Raw genomic sequence first — 17889 nt, forward strand, 5'->3', positions numbered from 1 at the left:
CATACTGCTAACAAGGTTTAGCTTTATTCAATAGTAGTTTTTCAATCAAACTTTAACATTTCATCTTTCAAATCTCCAGAATATTAGCTGTATTTTTACAAGAACGACAAGTAATACAAGTTAATTTTGACATTTCGTACCTGCTCAACACAAAAACACTAAACAAAATGGGATTATTTGATATTTTTAAGAAAAAAGAAGAACGGAAAGAAAATCAGGAAAGCAGAATATTGCTTGCAATGCCAATGTTTGTAAATGGCGACAGGTACGAATTAAACGCCATTGTCGACCATCTGAAAAATTATTGGAATTTAGCTGTGACAGATATTGATGGAGATGATGAAACTGCAATTTTAAACATCGATGATGAGAAAGTTGCTATTGCTTTTATGCCTATTGCCATTCCGATAGAGGACATTACCGGAACTGCACAATACGCCTATAATTGGCCAACTGTATTGGATGAGGTTAAAAATTCTACCGGACATTCTATTGTTTCCGTATTGTCGGGAACAAAAACGGACGCAGAAAGATTTAAACTTTTGAGCAAAATCTTACATTCAATCTTAACAACATCAAACTCAATTGGGATTTATCAAGGAAGTCAGACGCTTCTTATCCCTAAAGAGCAATATCTAGAAAGTGCAGAAAACTTAAAAAATGATGCTACGCCAGTCAATCTTTGGGTTTATATTGGCTTAAGGGAATCTGAAGAAGGAAATTCCGTTTACACTTACGGTTTGAGTGCATTTGGAAAACTAGAGATGGAAATTATTAACTCAAAACTAGGTTTGGAGGAATTGTACGATTTCATTTACAACATATGTGCATATGTGATCAACAGTAATGTAACATTTAAAGATGGAGAAACTTTGGGTTATACAGCTGAACAAAAAATCAACATAACACTTTCTAAAGGACAATTGGTTGACGGACAAACCCTGAAACTTGAAATGTAAAGCTACAGCTCAACTAATGTACTCAGCTTTTAAACTAATAAATATAAATTTACTAAATAAACGATTTTAATAAACTTAAATTAAGACATAATCTCAAAAAAAACACAATGAATCAAGTTTTACCACTTATAACGATATTTTTAGTCTGTCTGATTTTTATTTTTTGGAAAAGCAAAAGTCATAAAAAACAAGCTACATCATCGCTTACTGAATTAGATATATTTATGTCGCTACAATTCTCATTGGATCACGCAGAATTTACACTTAATAAAAACAAAAACTTGTATCCTTTTGCGATGACGATGTCTAATAATGGCGTGGACACAGACTATTACAATTTCGAAAACAAAGAAGTTTCGATTGAGAACATTGAGAATCAATTAAAAGAAAGCAAAACCGATATGGGTTTGATTTTGATAATTTCAAATGATGCAGAGAATTCCAGACTTGAAATTCAAAGCTTTTTAAAAGGAATTAAAAAAAGTAAACGTGAGATTATGAATTACAAAACTGTAGATAACAAGTATATAATTGACAGACAAAATATCAAAACTATTGACGAACGTCCTAATTTTATTTATTAGAAATAAAGCTTTTGCCAAGATTTATGACAAAATACGCTGAAGTTCAGAATTATCAGTATTTTGCAATATTACATACAACAACCCCAGCACTAAAGAAAGAGTTGAATTGACATTTAGCGAAGGTAATGAATTCCTGACGATTACATATCTTCTACAAACTGAATCCGATTATAAAAAATTCATTTCAACCTTATATGATTATCATTTTAAATACAGCAAAAGAAACAAGCGTTATCAATTGCCGACGAGCTCTTATTCTGGAGAAAATATATATCTTATGGGTTTGAAAAGAATTGATGGAAAACAATTTTACACTTTGAAATATGATAGTTATGTAGACAAAGCATTGTCTGGACCACGACCAAATTCTCAAAATCAGATTCCGCTTCCTCCAAAATCTGATAGTGTGAAAGTAAAATAAAATTTAGTAAAAAACGCAGGGAATATGAAAACACAACTGAAAATTTTCGCATTATCTACAATATTACTCTTGTACAGCTGTAAAGAAAATGGTGATAAAGGGTCTAAAAAGAATGTCGCAGACAATGAGTTTCTTAAAACTTTGGTAGTAAGACCAATCGGAAAAAGCAATTATTACATTTCGCTTCCTAAAGATTATGTGATAGAAGAAACGAACGGAGAAGACTTTTCCGTTTACCATTTTCATCCTGCAGACAGCACAAAAAAAGAAGATTTCTCAGGAGGTTTTTATTTTGGAAATCATCCCAGCCAGTTTCCTCCAGATAATAAAAGCTGTACAACAGAAAATAAGAAGAATAGAATACTTGGCCAAGATTCTAATTGGACAGTCTATAACTGTAACGGCAATTACTCTATCCAAACCATTATTGATAGTAAAAGTGGTGAGAATTGGAATGAATTGCTTCATCTTTTTGGAAATGCCCAATCCAATAAAAATCTCAATAATCTGTTGTTTATTTTTACGACAATGAAGAAATAGGAATTTGAAAAATTGAATTATACATTCACTTGGTATCGACATCAACCATTTAAAGAATGCTAAGATTAAGAAATATGTTTGAAATTTAACACAAATAACTGCAACATTATTTACCAAATGATAAAACCACAAGAATTTTTAACAAAATATAACATTGATTTAAACAAAACAACCAGTTTATTAAGTCAAAAAGGATTTAGATTATTATCGGAAGATGAGATTAAGGAAACCAAAGAATGGCTAGCCAACTATAAATTGGGGATTGACCTTTTTCCAATTATAACTAATGATGAAAGTGACTTTATCGCAGTTTACACAGAAGAACCTTTGCTGGATAAAGTGGCTTTGTTGCAACACAGTGATCTAGACTTCACTCCAAAATTCAAAAATATCAATAACTTAATCAATCATATAAAAAATGGAATTATAAATCACGATAATAATTGGGAAAGTTTTGATAATCATTTTGATTACCCCAACCATACTAATAATCAGCAAGAAAAATTAATTATTGAAAAATTAAAAAAGAACTTAGAAAATAAAGATATATCGAGTGACAGATATGAGCTTCTAACTTCTGCAATAATGGTTTTTACACCTTATGAAAAAATTGAAAATATCTATCCATATTTAGATGACAAGGATGTATTTGTTCGGCAAAAATGTGTCTCAATTCTTGGAGATTTTTACAGGCACGAGCCGATAAAAGAAAAAATACGGAAAACATTGAAAACAATCAATAATGAAGTATTAGCAAAACAAGTCTATGATGGTTCTTTGGTTGAAGCTAAAAAAGGATTTTGGAAATCATTGTTTAATTGATTGAGAAGAATACAATATTTGCTAAAATAAGTTTAGATAATTTCTGTTTTCAAATTAAAACGAAAATATTAAAACAAAAAAACTATGAAAAACAAAGCAATTATTATCGGATTATCATTGTTGCTGTGCCTTTTTGCCTTTCTAATTAGAGATTGGTTTTTGTCGTTTTTTATAGCCGAAATTACGGGTGAAAATATTTTGTTTAGTGACAGTTCAAACGTAACTCATCAGATTTTCCCGATGCTGATTTTTATTTGCTCATTTGGAATAATTCCTTTCTTATACCTGATTGCCAAAAATTATTGTAAAATCTATTCGGGTAAACAACAATTATTTTCTCTACTCATTATCATAATTTCAGGATTTCTATTTTTGGGATTGAGAGTGATTTATCTAAAATTTAAAGTTGCTCAAATCAACGACATTTTAAGAAGAGCCGAATTTACTTCCGAAGCTGATATTCCCAGAATTAATTTTCAGGATATGTATTTGGAATATTATCTGTTGGCTGGTTTGGTAGTTGGAACAATACTTTGTATGATTATTTTTAAAAAATCTTCAAATAGTGAATTTAAAAACTAAATTCAAAGAAACTTCTGTATGAAAACATTGGAAAACCGAATATTAAGCTTTGACAATTGGGAGCAACCGTGGACATTTTGTGAATTTGTATTTCAGGATAAAACATTAAATTACAATGAATTAAATTTATTCAACGAAATCTGGACAAAAGGCGGCGCCTTCGAATTATGGAATGATTACGATTTGGTTTTAGGTTGTAAGGCAAGTCACTCTTTTATTGCTGACAATTACAATTTGGCAGATAAAGCCATTGCTAATATTGTTCGGGCACTTTCTTATGAGTGGAAATAATATGAAATTAAAAGGTTTTTACATAGACATTAAAGAAAGCATTGAGCAACATTTCAGTTTCCTCGAAATATTTGGTTTATAATTACATTCTACCACATCAACAATAACATTTTATGAAATTAATAAATGCCTTTCCAAAACTAAACGAAAAGTTATTAGCCCAGGTTGAAAACACCTTAGAGCAGCGATTTGGCTATAAAAACATACCAACCGACTATAAGAATTTTCTGTTAAACAATAATGGCGGTTATGTTTCGCCGGGATATATAGACGATACGGATGACGCTGAACATACACAAGAAGTTGTATTTGAAACACCTTTAAAATGGGTAAGAATGAACAATGCTTCAGTTGAGCCTGCTTTGATTTGCTTTTTTGGAGTTTGGCTGGAAGATGATATGAATGAAGATGAGGTTGAAAATTGGGATTTGCCCGAACTTATTTTATCCAACGCAAATTCTAAGGAAGATTTTGATGTTTTGCCAGATCATATGATGTCGATCGCAAGTTGTCAGCATCCTGATGCTTCCGACATTCTTTGTATTTCGTTAGACAAGCAAGACTATGGATCAATCTATTACAATTACGGTATGTGCGACCATCCTTCAAACTTTCACGGCGATTTTTATGAAAAAGCTGTAAATCTCGTTCTGCAAAAATATCATCTATCCAATGAAGATACTTATAATTTAGACGAAGAAAATCCAAATGACAGAAAAATAATCAACGAACTGAAAAGGGCAACTTTCGTAAAAGTAGGAAATTCATTTACCGAGTTTCTGGAAAATTGCAAGATTATTGATGTAGAAACGGCTTAAAGATTTTGACGAGGAAGAATTTGCTTGATGATTTTTAAGTTTAATCATCAAGGTATGCGATAAATAATCACCAATCAAAAAGAAAATAAATAACAAATGGATAATAAACTAAAACCTTACTGCACAATTATTGGAGAAACAATAGTTACCGTTGTTGTCTTTGGAGACGAGCTGGCCGATTTGTATGGATATGAAATGGATGCAGGCGACCCATTTTGGTACATATCTGGCACAGATGCCTGGTTTGAAAAACAAGAAGTAAACGGCGAAACGTTCCTAGTTGCCAAAACTTACGACAAAGATTATTTCAGTGTGCCTGTAGACCAGAAAGCACTTGATTTATTGGCGGTTAAAAATGGCATATTGGTACTCTTACCGAATGCGCCATTGAAAGCGGAGGACATTAAACAAACGACTGATTTAGAAGAGTTAAGGGAATGGATGAATACCGAAATTGGTGAGGATGAAATTGAGGGCGTAATCTACTGTTTCTACACAGAAGAAGACAAAAAGAAATATCACGAGCAATAAACTAAAACTTGTTTTATGAAGTTATATCCAACAATTGACGAAGTTTTTGAAGCACCAATGACTGTTTTCAAAACCATATTCTTTCCGCTATTGACAGTTGCCTTAAAGGACCTGAACAAAGGCGAAGGTAAAGTTCATTTTGTAACTGTTTGGGGAAATGGCGATCCTGACCTAAATTTCAAAGATGAGTTGTTTGGTTTTAATTTTATCAAATTCGATTGGACAGGTGAAAAATATAAGTTTAATGGAGACTTAAGCAGTATTGAAACGTTTGATAAGTTGAGCGACTGGTACGCAGAAGCTGAGAAAGAATACGAAGAAAACAAGGCCGATTATCTGACACAAAAAGCCTACGAGGAAGTTAAGAAAAGTCATTTTGCGATACAGAACGAGCGTAGAAGGAAGATTTCTTTTGAATATTATCATTATGTGAAAGGGCTTATCAATTATTGGATAACGAGAGATAAATATCTGGAAACCGGATTATTTATTCAGGGTGGAGCCTATACCGACTGTGACAGTAACCACGAGCGAAAAATCTATGAAAAACTAAGCGCTACAGGTGCTACAACACGAAACAACGAGTTAATCGGAAAACTTACAGGTTATAATTATAGCGGTTTCGGGGAAGATGAGATCAGTTTATATATTGATAGAAAACAACAACAAGTATTTCAAAAATTTAATTGGACCTAAACTATTAACTAAAAAATACGAAAATGCCATTTCCAATTGATCTCAAATACATCGAAGAAACTGAAAAAGAGCTTGGACTTACGTTTCCCGACAGTTTCAAAAACAAAATGCGCAAAGAAAACGGTGGAGCTTTAAGCACCAAAGAAGATGACTGGCAACTTTTCCCATTTTTTGACCAAGCAGACCAAAAGCGAATAAGCAGGACTTCCAATCATATCGTTTTAGAAACCAAACTAGCCAGAAATTGGGGCAATTTTCCAGTCGATGGAATAGCAATTGCATCAAACGGATCTGCCGATTACTTGATCTTATTAACAACAAAAGAAAACGATAAACTGTTAGACGATAAGATTTTTTCGTGGCTTCACGAAACGGGAGAAGTAAAAGAAATCGCTAAAAGCATTGAAGAAATTACCTCAATTACTTTAAAAGCTAAAAGCAAGAAGCAAGTTCAGAAACAGAAATTAAACAGCCTAAAAACAGATGATGGGTTTGGTATCGATAGCATTCCATCGCCTTGGATATTAACAGAAAAATTTTCTCACAACAAACCGCCATTTTATACTTTTCAAATTGGCAAAGGAACTGATTGTTTGGTGAGTTTAGAAACAGCTTTCCCGACAGATATACTTAATACCGACAAGTATTGGTTTGACCAATGGAAGAAAGAAACGGGATTAAAACCCAACAAGAATGATTTGTTCATACAACGAAATGACTTAGAAGACTATTCCTACATTATTGTAAGAGGTAAAAATAGTACACCCGTTTATTATTGGATCAACAGCAAACAAACTGAAAAATGGCACTTAAAAATGAAAACCAGCTCAAGCAGACATAACGGAGATTTTAAGGAACTTAGCAAGTTGCTTAGTAACATTCGAGTTGAAAATTAATGATATAAATTTAAAAAGGTAAAACTGAGGGCAAACCAAACTTCCAGAAAAATCCTTTGCAAAGAATATTTCACAAAATCTAAATAAAAAAACAAAATGAAAAAACTATTATTCGTTATTCTGTTATTATCAAATTTGATTGCTTTCTCACAAAATAAGGAGAAAGAATACAAAAAGTTCTTTGAAAATGGGAAACTCAAAGAACAAGGATATAAAAATAAGAAAGGAGAAAATGTTGGAATTTTCAAATATTACTACGAAAATGGTCAGGTTTATGTTACCGGACAATTCGAAAATGGAAAAGAAACTGGAAAATGGCTCTATTTCTTTAAAGACGGAAAGCCATACATGACCGGTAATTTTGAAAATGGAAAGCAAAGTGGAGAATGGAAAAAATATTACAACAATGATAAATTAATGCAAGTGGAATACTACAAAAATGGAAATTTAACAGGTGAATGGAAATTCTACCACGAAAATGGCGAATTGTTTAACATAGGAAACTATACTAATGGAAATAAAATCGGAGAATGGAAGGCTTACCACGAAAACGGAAAATTGTCCAGCATCGCATATTTTGAAAATGGCGAACAGACTGGTGAAGCGAAAACTTACTATAACAATGGACAACTATGGGGATCGGGAAATTTCGCAAACGATCATCAAATCGGAGAATGGAAAACACACGATAAAAGCGGAAAACTAATTAAATCTGAAATGTTTGATAAAGACGGGAAACTAATAAAAACAGTGGATTATTAAAGTTTACATTCAGAATTTAATCCAAAAAACACAATTAAAATGAAAAATATCACAAGAATTATTTTCTTATGTTTAATCGCTTGTCAAAGCAAACCAGAGAAAGCCAAAACAGTTACTAATCATCCTAAAATTGCAGAAATTGAACAATCTAAAAGCGATGACAATGAACTGTTCATTCTTCACGAAAAAATAAGTGAAAATTTTGTCAAAATCATTCCGCCTAAAAATTCCGATTTTGAATTTCCTGATGATGAGGCAAAATTAGAACCTTATAAACACGGTGATTTCAATGCGGATGGAAAACAGGATATTTTGGTTTTTCTCGGTGCTTGCGGAACTGGTGGTTGTATGTACGGATTGTTTCTAAATCAATCTGATAATTACTATAAATTGGCGTTTATGGATTACTTGAAAAATCCGGAATTCATTACAGAAAAAGACGGTTTGTGGACCATCCAATCGTCCGAAGAACTGGAACCTTATAATCCTTCAAAAGTTCAGGTTACCACTTTCAAATTTGATAAGAAAACTGACCAGTACGAGTTGGATAAAACTTATGTAAGCAAAGAATAATGCTTGAAATTGTTAACGGCCTATCTGTTTTCAACACTTTAAATTCTTAAAAATTGGAAAGAATTTTGCTCCACACTTTCAAATTACGGTTATGAGAGTTCTGTATGTTATATTATTTATTTTGTTTTTACAAGCCTGTGCTACAAAAAAGTACACCAAAGCTCATCTTCTTCCCGAAGGCATAAAATCAGCGACTCAAGAAGTTTATGACACTTCAAACCATCAGAGAAAGCTTCTTCATAAAAAGGAAATGACATTTACCAAAAATGGTCGAATCAAATATTCGAAAACATTTGATTCCAACGGAAATCTTTTGCAGGAAACGGAAAAGAAATTGTGGTTTACAGTAGAACGCTATCCCAACAAAGATTCTTACTATTGCAAAACCCGCTGGAAACCCAATCAACGTGAACGCATCAGCTGTTATACCAAGAAGCGATATAAACAAAACGAAAGCATCTATCATTACAACAAAAATGGCAGTATTGATAAAATCGCAGATAACTTTGAGACGTTTAATACGAGGCAATTCCATTATTCCAACAACGAGCTTTCCAAGATTGTGATTACTGGAAAAGACAACAAAAACATTGACGAATTATCAATCAGTTGTATAGAAAAAGACGAGAACGGAACTTGCCTCAAACAGACTATAATTTCTACTAAAACAGATAAACAGCAAGAGATTTTGATTTCTCCGAGATATCATTAATCTTGATTAAAATTTGAAAATACTCTTGATGAAAGCTTTGTTGAGATATTTATCCAACGGATAGATTTTAAGGAAATGATTTCCAATAAAAAGCAATATCAAAACGACTGCCGGCTTGTAGAAAAGATTGAGAATATTCAGCTTTAAATCCGGCATAAAAATGGCGACGTTGATGGAAATACAGCCTAAAATCATTGCATAAATCATCTCAATCCCCAAAGGAAAAACTTTAAATTTGATATAATTGAAAACGATTTTGATAATATTAAATAACGACAGAGAAATCGCATAGGCAATCGCAATTCCTAATATTCCCAAGTCTGTGTGTTTCAGGAAAAGCATATTGGTTGTGATGGTTAAAACAGCCAAAATCAGCATCACCACAATATTGAATTTATAATATCTTGATAGGGAAATAATATGGCCGTTGAATCCCGTTGCCAGATCAAACAACATCGCAAATCCGAGAACCCAAACAATCGGCTCAGAAGAACGCAAATCTTCACCATTCTTCATAAAGTCTGCTAGATATGGGAATCCTACCGCAATGCAACAGAACAAAACCAAACCGAGGAAAAACAAACTGAGCGATGTTTTTTTGTGAAATCTGTCCAGTTCATCGTAATCTCCATTCGCCAAAACCTTATTAATAATCGGTGCTGACAGGTTGAACAATCCCATCTGCGGAACGACAATCAGGGAAATAATAGAATAAATATTATTGTAAATCCCGTTTTCCTCAAAACTGATGAATTCGCCAATCATATAACTGTCAATTTTGATAGCGATGTAATTTCCGATATTCCCTAAAAATCCGAAGAAACTATAAGTTAAAATTTCACGATAAAGATTGTCTTGTTTGAAATAGCCTAAGTCAAAATCGAACCTCACTTTTTCCAATCGATTTGTATAAAGTCCGTAGCCAAACAGCGAAATCACGAACATCATAAAGAAAAATCCGTAAGCCGATTTTTCCGCAAATCCCATAAAGAAAAACAGACAAAACGCACCAAGATTGGCCAGTTTTGGAACAAAGTTTTCAAAGATATTGGGAACTACTACTCTTTTATAATTGGTCAAAAATTTATTAAAAACAGACGATAAAGCCAGAACCAAAGCCAGTGGCAAAATCAGATTTTTCATTTTCCAAACCTCCAATTTTTTGAAGTCTGGAAACAGATAAGCAATGAGGAAAAATCCACCTACAACAATTAAAAAATTAATGACAACAGCCAACAAAGAAAGGCTTAACATATTGTGATGTTTCCCGTCTGCATTCACTTTTGCAAAGAATTTGACGTTGGAAAAACTCAATCCAAAAACAATAATCGGAACGATGATTTCGGCTGTCGGCAAGATATAACGGAGCTTTCCATAAAACTCCATATCGTACGGAAAAATGAAAATAGCCGAAAATGTTCCCAGTAAAAAACCGAGATAACCAATTATCGAATATTTTACACCTTGTCTTGCTACGACACTCATAGTTTTTATTTAAAGTTCTAAGTTTTGGGTTAAGGCTTCTAAGCCTTTGGAAGAAAAATTATATTGTTGATGTAATCTTTATAATTCTTAACATTATCCGGATTTTGTTGATTCAGGAATTCTTTTGTTAGAATTTTTGGTTGTAATTTTTCTCTATCCAAATAATTTACGGAATAGCCCCAATCCGCAATCTCGGAAATCAAAGTCCAAAGATTTTCCTGGTGATGACGTTGCTCCATCTCAACCATCAGAATTGGCTTATATTTCTCGATTGTTTTTGTGGCTCCTCTCAAAGTCTGCATCTCATTCCCTTCCACATCAATTTTAATAAAATCGAGTTTTTTGAGATTGAGATTGAGTTCATCCAAAGGCTTTACTTCCACTTTCTGAAGAATTGTTTTTTCTTCATTTTTTTCTTTGATAGAAGTTTGTAAAGTTCCTCTCGTATGGATTTTTTCGCCATTAATCACAGGAATTTTGAATTCAGCTATGGTAGAAATATCAGACAAAGCCACAGAAAATAGATTGACTTTTGGAAATAATCGCCCTAATCTTTTGAACAATTTTTGATTAGGCTCAAAAGCGAAAATATTTTCCGGCCTAAGATGATTTTCCAAAGTGAAAAGATAAGCGCCTACATTGGCTCCAACATCCATAAAAACTGAATCTTTTCTCAAAACGTCTTTAATCCAAAGAAACTCTGGCTCTACTTTTCTTTCCAAAAGATTTTGTGCAGTCAAACCTTTCAGCTTCTTGAAAAATCTGCTTTTGTAATAAGACGGCGAAATGTACTGTAGATTCTCAGCAAGCTGACTGTAAACACTCATCGATTTTGGTCATAAAGAAAACAACGGCAAAGAAAAGGCATTTATTTTACAAATCATAAAACTTTGTTAAGAGAATGATTTTTTGAAGGATCTAAACGCAAAATGCGCAGGTTTTTTTGAATATGTTTTTAAGATTCGCAAAGACGCTCAGCTCAGCTATTTTGTCTTGAAATAAGAATGATTATCAATATAATTTTTACTAATCTTTATGCTTTCAAAAATATCTTTGTCGCTGGAATCTTGTTCTAAAAACCAATATTTGAGACCTGCTTTTTCTTTGGCTTCGAAAATGGATTTAAAATCAATGGCTCCATTTCCAATTTCAGCAAAATCTTTGGTTCCGGCTTTCATATCTTTCACGTGCCACAAAGGAAATCTTTTCGGGTATTTTTCGAAATAATCTAAAGGATTCAAACCAGCTTTTGAAATCCAATAGAGATCCAGTTCCATTTTCACCAAATCAAAATCTGTATTTTCTAAAATGAAATCATAAACCGTTTTATCTTCGAGTTTTTCAAATTCAAAATCGTGGTTGTGATAAGCAAAATCAATTCCTGCTTTATTGGTTACTTCTCCAGATTTATTGAGTAATTCCGGAAGTTTTTTATAGTGTTCTAGAGTTCTTTCTTCCTCAAAAAGATATGAGCAAACCATATATTTTGAACCTATGAAGTGTAAATCTTCAACGGATTTTTCCCAGTCATTTAGAAGTGTGCCTTTACTGTTGTGAATAATTCCGGTTGTATGGTGAGAACTTATCACTTCTAATCCTATATTCTTCAGAATCGATAGGAATTCCGATCTCGTTTTTCCATAGAATTTTCCGTCATAACCGTAGATTTCGACTTGCTTAAAGCCCAATTGTGCTAAACGTTCCAAAGATTTTTCCAGATTCTCAGCAACAGCATCCCGAATCGTATAAAGCTGGATGGCTAAAGGTTTTCTATTATTCATAAGGTTTGAAGTTCCACAAGCATATAAACCCAAAAATCCCAATCCGGACAAGCTTATAAAATCTTTTCTGTTCATTTTTGATTTTTCGATGGTTTAAAGGTATGTAAATTCCATTAAAATAAAACCTGCCGAGAAATGGCAGGCCTTGAGAGAGAAAAATTAGGAGTAGTTAGTTTGACTTGATAATTTTAAATGATTCTTCGTTTAATTTGGTTTTAAGTTTTAGGATATAATTTCCGTTCGGAAGATTAGAAAAATCAACTTTTGAAATATTTTCATTTTGTCTTGATAGAACTTTTTTACCGTCTTGAGAATAAATTTCAAAACCTGATATATTTTCTTTAGAATTGATTTGCAACATATTTTTTACAGGATTTGGATAAACACCAATTGTTGATTTGTTCAAATCTTGAACGGCAAGTGTTCCTCCAAATTTGTACAATGCATAGTTATTATCTTTCAAAGACATCGCAAAAAGATTATTATCATTGGTTTTTATAAAGGTGCTGAATCTGTTGTTTTCTCCAACCAAATCTTTGTAATTGTTTTCCCAAGCGGTAACTCCTGTTTCTGTTATTTTTTTGATGATTGAATTGTTAGTGTTAAATTCTGAAAAAGAAAGAAGATAGCCGTTATCGGTTCCTGAAATTAGTGCGATATCATAATAATTATCTCCAAAATAATTATTGGTCCAAATTGTATTGCCTGAACTGCTCTTTTTAGTCAGAAGAGTTTTTGTTGCCGATTCGTGGTTAACGCCAGCTACCAAAAGTTCGCCAGCATTATTGATTAATCCTTTTTCATAGATGCTTTCGCCTTCTGATATGTATGTGTTCTCCCAAACCAGGTCACGGGAATCATTGTATTTTGCTATCCATCCGTATTCGTTTTCGATATCAGTTTCTTCGTCATAGTAAGCCGTTTCACCTACCAAAGCAAAACCGCCATCAGCCAAAGGAACTGTATCAAAAATCACAGATCCGGGATACTGCGTATAAGTTCTTGTTTTAATCCACAGCTGATTACCATTTGTATCATATTTACCAAAGAAATAACTGAAAGATGTGTCATCTTCAAAATCACCACTCAGGACGATGCTGCCATCTGCCAATATATCCATATCAACTACAAATGTTTCTTGATTATTAACTGTAATGGTTTTTGTCCAGATTACATTACCGTTTATATCCAACTTCACAAAAGATGGGTTACCATTTCCAGCATTTTCCGTAATGAAGTATAAATTGTCATTACTATCCTTACTCAATAAAAAAGGAATGTTATTAAACAAGTCCGGCAATGTTTTTTGCCATAACAGATCTCCACTGCTATTAACTTTATTAACCTGAGGAATAAACGTATTACTACTTCCAGTAAAAACATAACTGCCGTCTGAGAGCTGAACACTTCCTCCGGAATACATCAAAGTGCTGTTATTAACTGGCGATATTGTTTTTTGCCATAGTAATCCTGGCGCAGTGGATTGTGCTCCAAACATTGTAAACAATCCAACTAATACAAGTAAAGTAAATTTTGTTTTCATATCATTGATTTTTAAATTGTTCTGTAATGAGAATTTTTCATTGTTATTGTTATCAGCAAATGTATACTTCAAAACAAATACAAGTAAATACCTCAAAAAAGGTATTTTGATTAATAATTTTTGTTAATTTTATAACAAATCACAACTATGGATAAGAATTACTCAATAAGTTCGAAAAAAGCACATCCACTGCTGAAAGTCTGGAACGCTTATCCCCAATCTCTGAGTAATACTGCCAAGAGTATTACTACTCCACCAACCATTGAGCAAATAATTGGCGAATTATTTTCTATTGGAGAGTTCTATTATTACAGCATCAATGTTCCGGAAAGTACGTTAATGTTTACAAACGGTCATATTTTGAAAATTCACGGATTGAAAAAACTCCCGAAGTATCTAAAAGAAATTATTGATTTAATTCATCCCGACGATCTAGATTTTGTGATGGAAGCCGAACGAATGACTCTCGAAAAAATGAATGAAATTGGATGGGAGCATCAACAAAATCTCAAGTGTAGTTATTGTTTCCGGATGAGAACTTGGAAAGGTAACTATGAAATGTTTCATCATCAATCTCTACATATAGCCAAAGACGAAGATGGAAAATTACTACAAGCTGTTAATATCCATACCAATATCCAACATATTACCACAACCAATTCTCATATTGTTTTAGTCGCAGGAGTTGGCAACAGAGACGATTTTCATCAAATGCATTATGAGAAAACAGAACAAAAACAATTGCCCGACAATTCGCTTACAAAAAGGGAAATTGAGATACTCTCCTTATTAGCTTTGGGTAATTCGGCCAAGCAAATTTCTGATATTCTGGATCTTTCTTACCATACTGTAACTACACACCGCAGAAATATTTTTCAAAAAACAGATTGTACAAAAATATCAGAACTCATAAAGAAAGCTCTGGAATGGGGACTTATCTGAAATAATTGATAATTGATAATTGATAATTGATAATTGATAATTGATAATTGATAATTGATAATTGATAATTGATAATTGATAATTGATAATTGATAATTGATAATTGATAATTAACCATTAATTCCCAAACTTGTTTTAAATTTGAATTTTAAATTATCTTTATGAAATATTTACTTATTATTATGCTATCACTATTCGGATTTTCAAAAAATAAGGCACAGGCAAAATCAATTCACAGTTTTAAAGTAGAAGCTTTAGATGGCTCAACCATTGATTTTTCTAAATTCAAAGGCAAAAAAATATTGGTTGTCAACACCGCTTCCGAATGCGGATTTACGCCTCAGTATGCAGATTTGGAAAAGCTTTATGAGCAGTACAAAGACAAATTGGTTGTCGTAGGTTTTCCAGCCAATAATTTTGGAGGACAAGAACCTGGGGCCAACCACGAGATTGCAACTTTCTGCCAAAGAAATTATGGTGTTCAATTTCCAATGGCGGCGAAGATTTCTGTAAAAGGAGATGATATTGCTCCGATTTATAAATTCTTAACAGACAAAAAGGAAAATGGCGTAAAAAACACCAAAATCCTTTGGAACTTCACCAAGATTCTTTTGGATGAAAAAGGTAACATCATTGATAGTTTTGTAAGTACAACCAATCCAATGAGTGAAAGTATTACGAAATATTTGAAATAGATTTAGCACTCTACACAAATAAAAAAGCGTTCAGATTTTGAACGCTTTTTTATTTTACTAGTCAACTCTTAAAAAATTTCCATTTTTATCGAATTCCAAATCGATGTCGTTGAGTAAATCAACTTTGATTTTATTTCCATCTTTATCAATACTTTCTACAGCTACACCTTTGTAATGCTGATTGAGATAAGATTTGATTTTCGCAGGAATCAAAACGTTTGGAATACCTTGCTTATCACTGATTTCTTCCCAGTTTCCATTTTTATCAAAATCGATTTCTACACCATTGTTCAGTTTAACTTCGTACTTTTTGCCAACCAAAGTTGTTTTCGATTCATACTTTATCACAGTTGCTTTGGGATAATGCTTGGCAAGAAAATTCTTAATACTTATAGGCATTTGCTGATAAGAGACAGCAATTTTAGTTGGATTTAAAACTTCAGAATTAACTTTAGCTGCGTGATATAATAACGCTCCTGAAAACAACAATATTAGACTTAGTTTATTTAATTTCATAACAAATTATCTTTTTGAATTTAACAAAATCTTAGAAACAAAAAAGCGACCAAAATAGCCGCTTGTAAATTAATATTAAATCAAATTTTATACAAAAGGCAATTTAACCACTTTCGCAGGAATATCTTTATTTCTTATTCTGATAAAAATCTCCGAACCTAGTTTAAAGTTTGGTTTATCAACATAAGCTAAACCTAATCCAATTTTTTTCATTGGCGACATTGTTCCGGAAGTCACTTTTCCAATGATATTTCCTTCCGCATCAACCACTTCATAATCGTGTCTGGGAATTGCTTTCTCCTGCATCTCAAAACCTACTAATTTTCTGGAAACACCATCGGCTTTTTGATTTTCCAAGAATGCTTTGTTCACAAAATCTTTATCGAATTTTGTAATCCAGCCCAACCCAGCTTCTAGTGGAGACGTTGTATCATCAATATCATTTCCGTAAAGGCAGAAACCTTTTTCCAATCTTAAAGTATCTCTGGAAGCCAATCCGCAAGGAATCATTCCAAATTCTTTCCCAGCTTCCGTCAACGCATCCCAAAGCTGTTCTGCATATTTATTATCAAAATAAATCTCAAAACCGCCACTTCCTGTATAACCCGTGTTGGAAATAATCACATCAGAAAAACCAGCCACAGAACCTATGGTGAAATGATAATATGGAATTGAAGACAAATCTGTGTCAGTCAGTTTTTGAAGAATTTCAGTTGCTTTCGGACCTTGGATAGCAATTAATGACATCTCATCGGAAGCATTCGTCATTTTTGCTCCGAATTTTTCATTGTATTTTGCAATATGATTCCAGTCTTTATCAATATTGGAAGCGTTTACGACTACAAAATATTTTTCATCTTCTATTTTGTAAACAATCAGATCATCCACAATTCCGCCATTTTCATTCGGAAGGCAAGAATATTGCGCTTTTCCATTCTCAAGTGCGTCAACATTATTAGAAGTTACAAATTGCAACAAGTCTTTTGCAGAAGAACCTTCGATAAAAAACTGTCCCATATGAGACACATCAAAAATTCCCGCTTTTTCGCGGACAGCAAAATGTTCTTCTGTAACTCCTGAATATTGAACTGGCATTTCGAAGCCTGCAAATGGAACGATTTTCGCGCCTAGAGAAACGTGTTTATCGTATAAAGCGGTTTTTTTCATCTACTATTGATTTATTTTTTTTAATGGTTAGATGGAACGCAGAAGCGTTTCATTTTTATTTTAACGATTTATTTTAGTTGCGCACAAATATAAAGAAGATTTTAGATAATAGATGCTAGATATTAGACTTTAAAATTAACTGATAAATATTGGTTGAAGTCCTTCAGCAATTTAGTTATCTTTGCAATTCAACTTTAAACCTTGAACATTAAACTTTAAATCAATTATGAGCGACACCATTCTTTGCCCGAAATGCCAATCCCAATTCACTTACGAACAGGACAATCTACAAGTCTGTTCTCAATGTTTCCACGAATGGGATCCTGCAGAAGTTTCAACGGAAGGAAAGATTTTCGATTCTCTTGGGAAAGAATTACAAAACGGAGACTCTGTAATTGTGATTAAAGATTTGCCTGTAAAAGGCGCTCCAAAACCAGTAAAAGCAGGAACAAAAGTTAAAAACATCCGTCTTCGTCCAGATTCTGACCATAATATCGATTGCAAAATTGACGGCTTCGGCTCTATGGCTTTGAAGTCTGAGTTTGTGAAGAAGGTATAATTATTAGAATAAAA

At 32.9% G+C, this 17889-nt stretch carries 23 protein-coding genes; 17 read left to right on the forward strand and 6 right to left on the reverse strand.

Translation table 11 applies throughout. From position 1 onward, the window contains the following. Window positions 1–167: 167 nt before the first annotated feature. The 14 genes from KI430_RS05990 (at window position 168) to KI430_RS06055 (ending at window position 9187) form a co-directional block, all read left to right on the forward strand. On the forward strand, window positions 168–959 hold the full coding sequence (locus KI430_RS05990) for a DUF4261 domain-containing protein (RefSeq protein ID WP_248877348.1): 792 nt from the start codon (window positions 168–170) through the stop codon (window positions 957–959). A 107-nt stretch (window positions 960–1066) separates the two neighbouring features. Then, complete coding sequence (locus tag KI430_RS05995) at window positions 1067–1543, forward strand: hypothetical protein (protein ID WP_248877349.1); 477 nt, start codon at window positions 1067–1069, stop codon at window positions 1541–1543. Between the two features lie 106 nt (window positions 1544–1649). Continuing rightward, the gene (locus KI430_RS06000; RefSeq protein ID WP_248877350.1) at window positions 1650–1964 is read left to right on the forward strand and encodes a hypothetical protein; all 315 of its coding nucleotides are present in this window, start codon (window positions 1650–1652) and stop codon (window positions 1962–1964) included. Between the two features lie 24 nt (window positions 1965–1988). Further along, entirely contained in the window at window positions 1989–2504 is a 516-nt protein-coding gene (locus KI430_RS06005) for a hypothetical protein (RefSeq protein ID WP_248877351.1), read from the forward strand. A gap of 117 nt (window positions 2505–2621) precedes the next feature. Beyond that, a complete protein-coding gene (locus KI430_RS06010) occupies window positions 2622–3326 on the forward strand; it encodes a hypothetical protein (protein ID WP_248877352.1) in 705 nt (234 codons plus the stop codon). An 84-nt stretch (window positions 3327–3410) separates the two neighbouring features. Then, window positions 3411–3908, forward strand: coding sequence for a hypothetical protein (locus KI430_RS06015; protein WP_248877353.1), 498 nt, complete (start codon window positions 3411–3413; stop codon window positions 3906–3908). A gap of 18 nt (window positions 3909–3926) precedes the next feature. Next, on the forward strand, window positions 3927–4199 hold the full coding sequence (locus KI430_RS06020; RefSeq protein WP_248877354.1) for a hypothetical protein: 273 nt from the start codon (window positions 3927–3929) through the stop codon (window positions 4197–4199). A gap of 113 nt (window positions 4200–4312) precedes the next feature. Then, window positions 4313–5017 carry an SMI1/KNR4 family protein gene (locus KI430_RS06025; RefSeq protein ID WP_248877355.1) on the forward strand — a complete coding sequence of 235 codons (705 nt, stop codon included), beginning with the start codon at window positions 4313–4315 and terminating at the stop codon, window positions 5015–5017. A gap of 96 nt (window positions 5018–5113) precedes the next feature. Further along, window positions 5114–5548, forward strand: coding sequence for a hypothetical protein (locus KI430_RS06030; RefSeq protein WP_248877356.1), 435 nt, complete (start codon window positions 5114–5116; stop codon window positions 5546–5548). 15 nt (window positions 5549–5563) lie between these two features. After that, window positions 5564–6244, forward strand: a complete 681-nt coding sequence (locus tag KI430_RS06035) for a hypothetical protein (RefSeq protein WP_248877357.1) — start codon at window positions 5564–5566, stop codon at window positions 6242–6244. A gap of 23 nt (window positions 6245–6267) precedes the next feature. After that, on the forward strand, window positions 6268–7140 hold the full coding sequence (locus KI430_RS06040; protein ID WP_248877358.1) for an SMI1/KNR4 family protein: 873 nt from the start codon (window positions 6268–6270) through the stop codon (window positions 7138–7140). Window positions 7141–7236: 96 nt separating this feature from the next. Further along, window positions 7237–7902 carry a toxin-antitoxin system YwqK family antitoxin gene (locus KI430_RS06045; RefSeq protein WP_248877359.1) on the forward strand — a complete coding sequence of 222 codons (666 nt, stop codon included), beginning with the start codon at window positions 7237–7239 and terminating at the stop codon, window positions 7900–7902. Between the two features lie 39 nt (window positions 7903–7941). Further along, on the forward strand, window positions 7942–8475 hold the full coding sequence (locus KI430_RS06050; protein ID WP_248877360.1) for a hypothetical protein: 534 nt from the start codon (window positions 7942–7944) through the stop codon (window positions 8473–8475). A 91-nt stretch (window positions 8476–8566) separates the two neighbouring features. Then, complete coding sequence (locus KI430_RS06055; RefSeq protein WP_248877361.1) at window positions 8567–9187, forward strand: hypothetical protein; 621 nt, start codon at window positions 8567–8569, stop codon at window positions 9185–9187. A 6-nt stretch (window positions 9188–9193) separates the two neighbouring features. Here KI430_RS06055 and KI430_RS06060 read toward each other — a convergent pair whose 3' ends face one another. The 4 genes from KI430_RS06060 to KI430_RS06075 all read right to left on the reverse strand — a co-directional run bounded on the left by KI430_RS06060 (window position 9194) and on the right by KI430_RS06075 (window position 13996). Beyond that, window positions 9194–10672: a lipopolysaccharide biosynthesis protein gene (locus KI430_RS06060; RefSeq protein WP_248877362.1), complete on the reverse strand. Its 1479-nt coding sequence runs from the start codon at window positions 10670–10672 to the stop codon at window positions 9194–9196. Window positions 10673–10710: 38 nt separating this feature from the next. Further along, complete coding sequence (locus KI430_RS06065; protein WP_248877363.1) at window positions 10711–11499, reverse strand: FkbM family methyltransferase; 789 nt, start codon at window positions 11497–11499, stop codon at window positions 10711–10713. A gap of 156 nt (window positions 11500–11655) precedes the next feature. Beyond that, on the reverse strand, window positions 11656–12528 hold the full coding sequence (locus KI430_RS06070) for a sugar phosphate isomerase/epimerase family protein (RefSeq protein WP_248877364.1): 873 nt from the start codon (window positions 12526–12528) through the stop codon (window positions 11656–11658). Between the two features lie 94 nt (window positions 12529–12622). Then, on the reverse strand, window positions 12623–13996 hold the full coding sequence (locus KI430_RS06075) for a T9SS type A sorting domain-containing protein (protein ID WP_248877365.1): 1374 nt from the start codon (window positions 13994–13996) through the stop codon (window positions 12623–12625). Between the two features lie 147 nt (window positions 13997–14143). Between KI430_RS06075 and KI430_RS06080 the strand changes: the two genes are divergently transcribed. Together KI430_RS06080 and KI430_RS06085 are read left to right on the forward strand one after the other, a co-directional pair. Continuing rightward, window positions 14144–14938 carry a helix-turn-helix transcriptional regulator gene (locus KI430_RS06080; protein ID WP_248877366.1) on the forward strand — a complete coding sequence of 265 codons (795 nt, stop codon included), beginning with the start codon at window positions 14144–14146 and terminating at the stop codon, window positions 14936–14938. A gap of 182 nt (window positions 14939–15120) precedes the next feature. Continuing rightward, entirely contained in the window at window positions 15121–15633 is a 513-nt protein-coding gene (locus KI430_RS06085) for a glutathione peroxidase (RefSeq protein WP_410744674.1), read from the forward strand. 57 nt (window positions 15634–15690) lie between these two features. Here KI430_RS06085 and KI430_RS06090 read toward each other — a convergent pair whose 3' ends face one another. Beyond that, complete coding sequence (locus KI430_RS06090; protein WP_248877368.1) at window positions 15691–16149, reverse strand: PepSY-like domain-containing protein; 459 nt, start codon at window positions 16147–16149, stop codon at window positions 15691–15693. 87 nt (window positions 16150–16236) lie between these two features. Then, window positions 16237–17316, reverse strand: coding sequence for a glycine cleavage system aminomethyltransferase GcvT (gcvT, locus tag KI430_RS06095; RefSeq protein WP_248877369.1), 1080 nt, complete (start codon window positions 17314–17316; stop codon window positions 16237–16239). A gap of 226 nt (window positions 17317–17542) precedes the next feature. Here gcvT and KI430_RS06100 point away from each other — a divergent pair, with 226 nt between their 5' ends. Then, complete coding sequence (locus tag KI430_RS06100) at window positions 17543–17875, forward strand: zinc ribbon domain-containing protein YjdM (RefSeq protein WP_248877370.1); 333 nt, start codon at window positions 17543–17545, stop codon at window positions 17873–17875. Window positions 17876–17889 lie beyond the last annotated feature (14 nt).

It is taken from the genome of Epilithonimonas zeae (assembly GCF_023278365.1).
In the GTDB taxonomy this organism is placed as follows: domain Bacteria; phylum Bacteroidota; class Bacteroidia; order Flavobacteriales; family Weeksellaceae; genus Epilithonimonas; species Epilithonimonas zeae_A.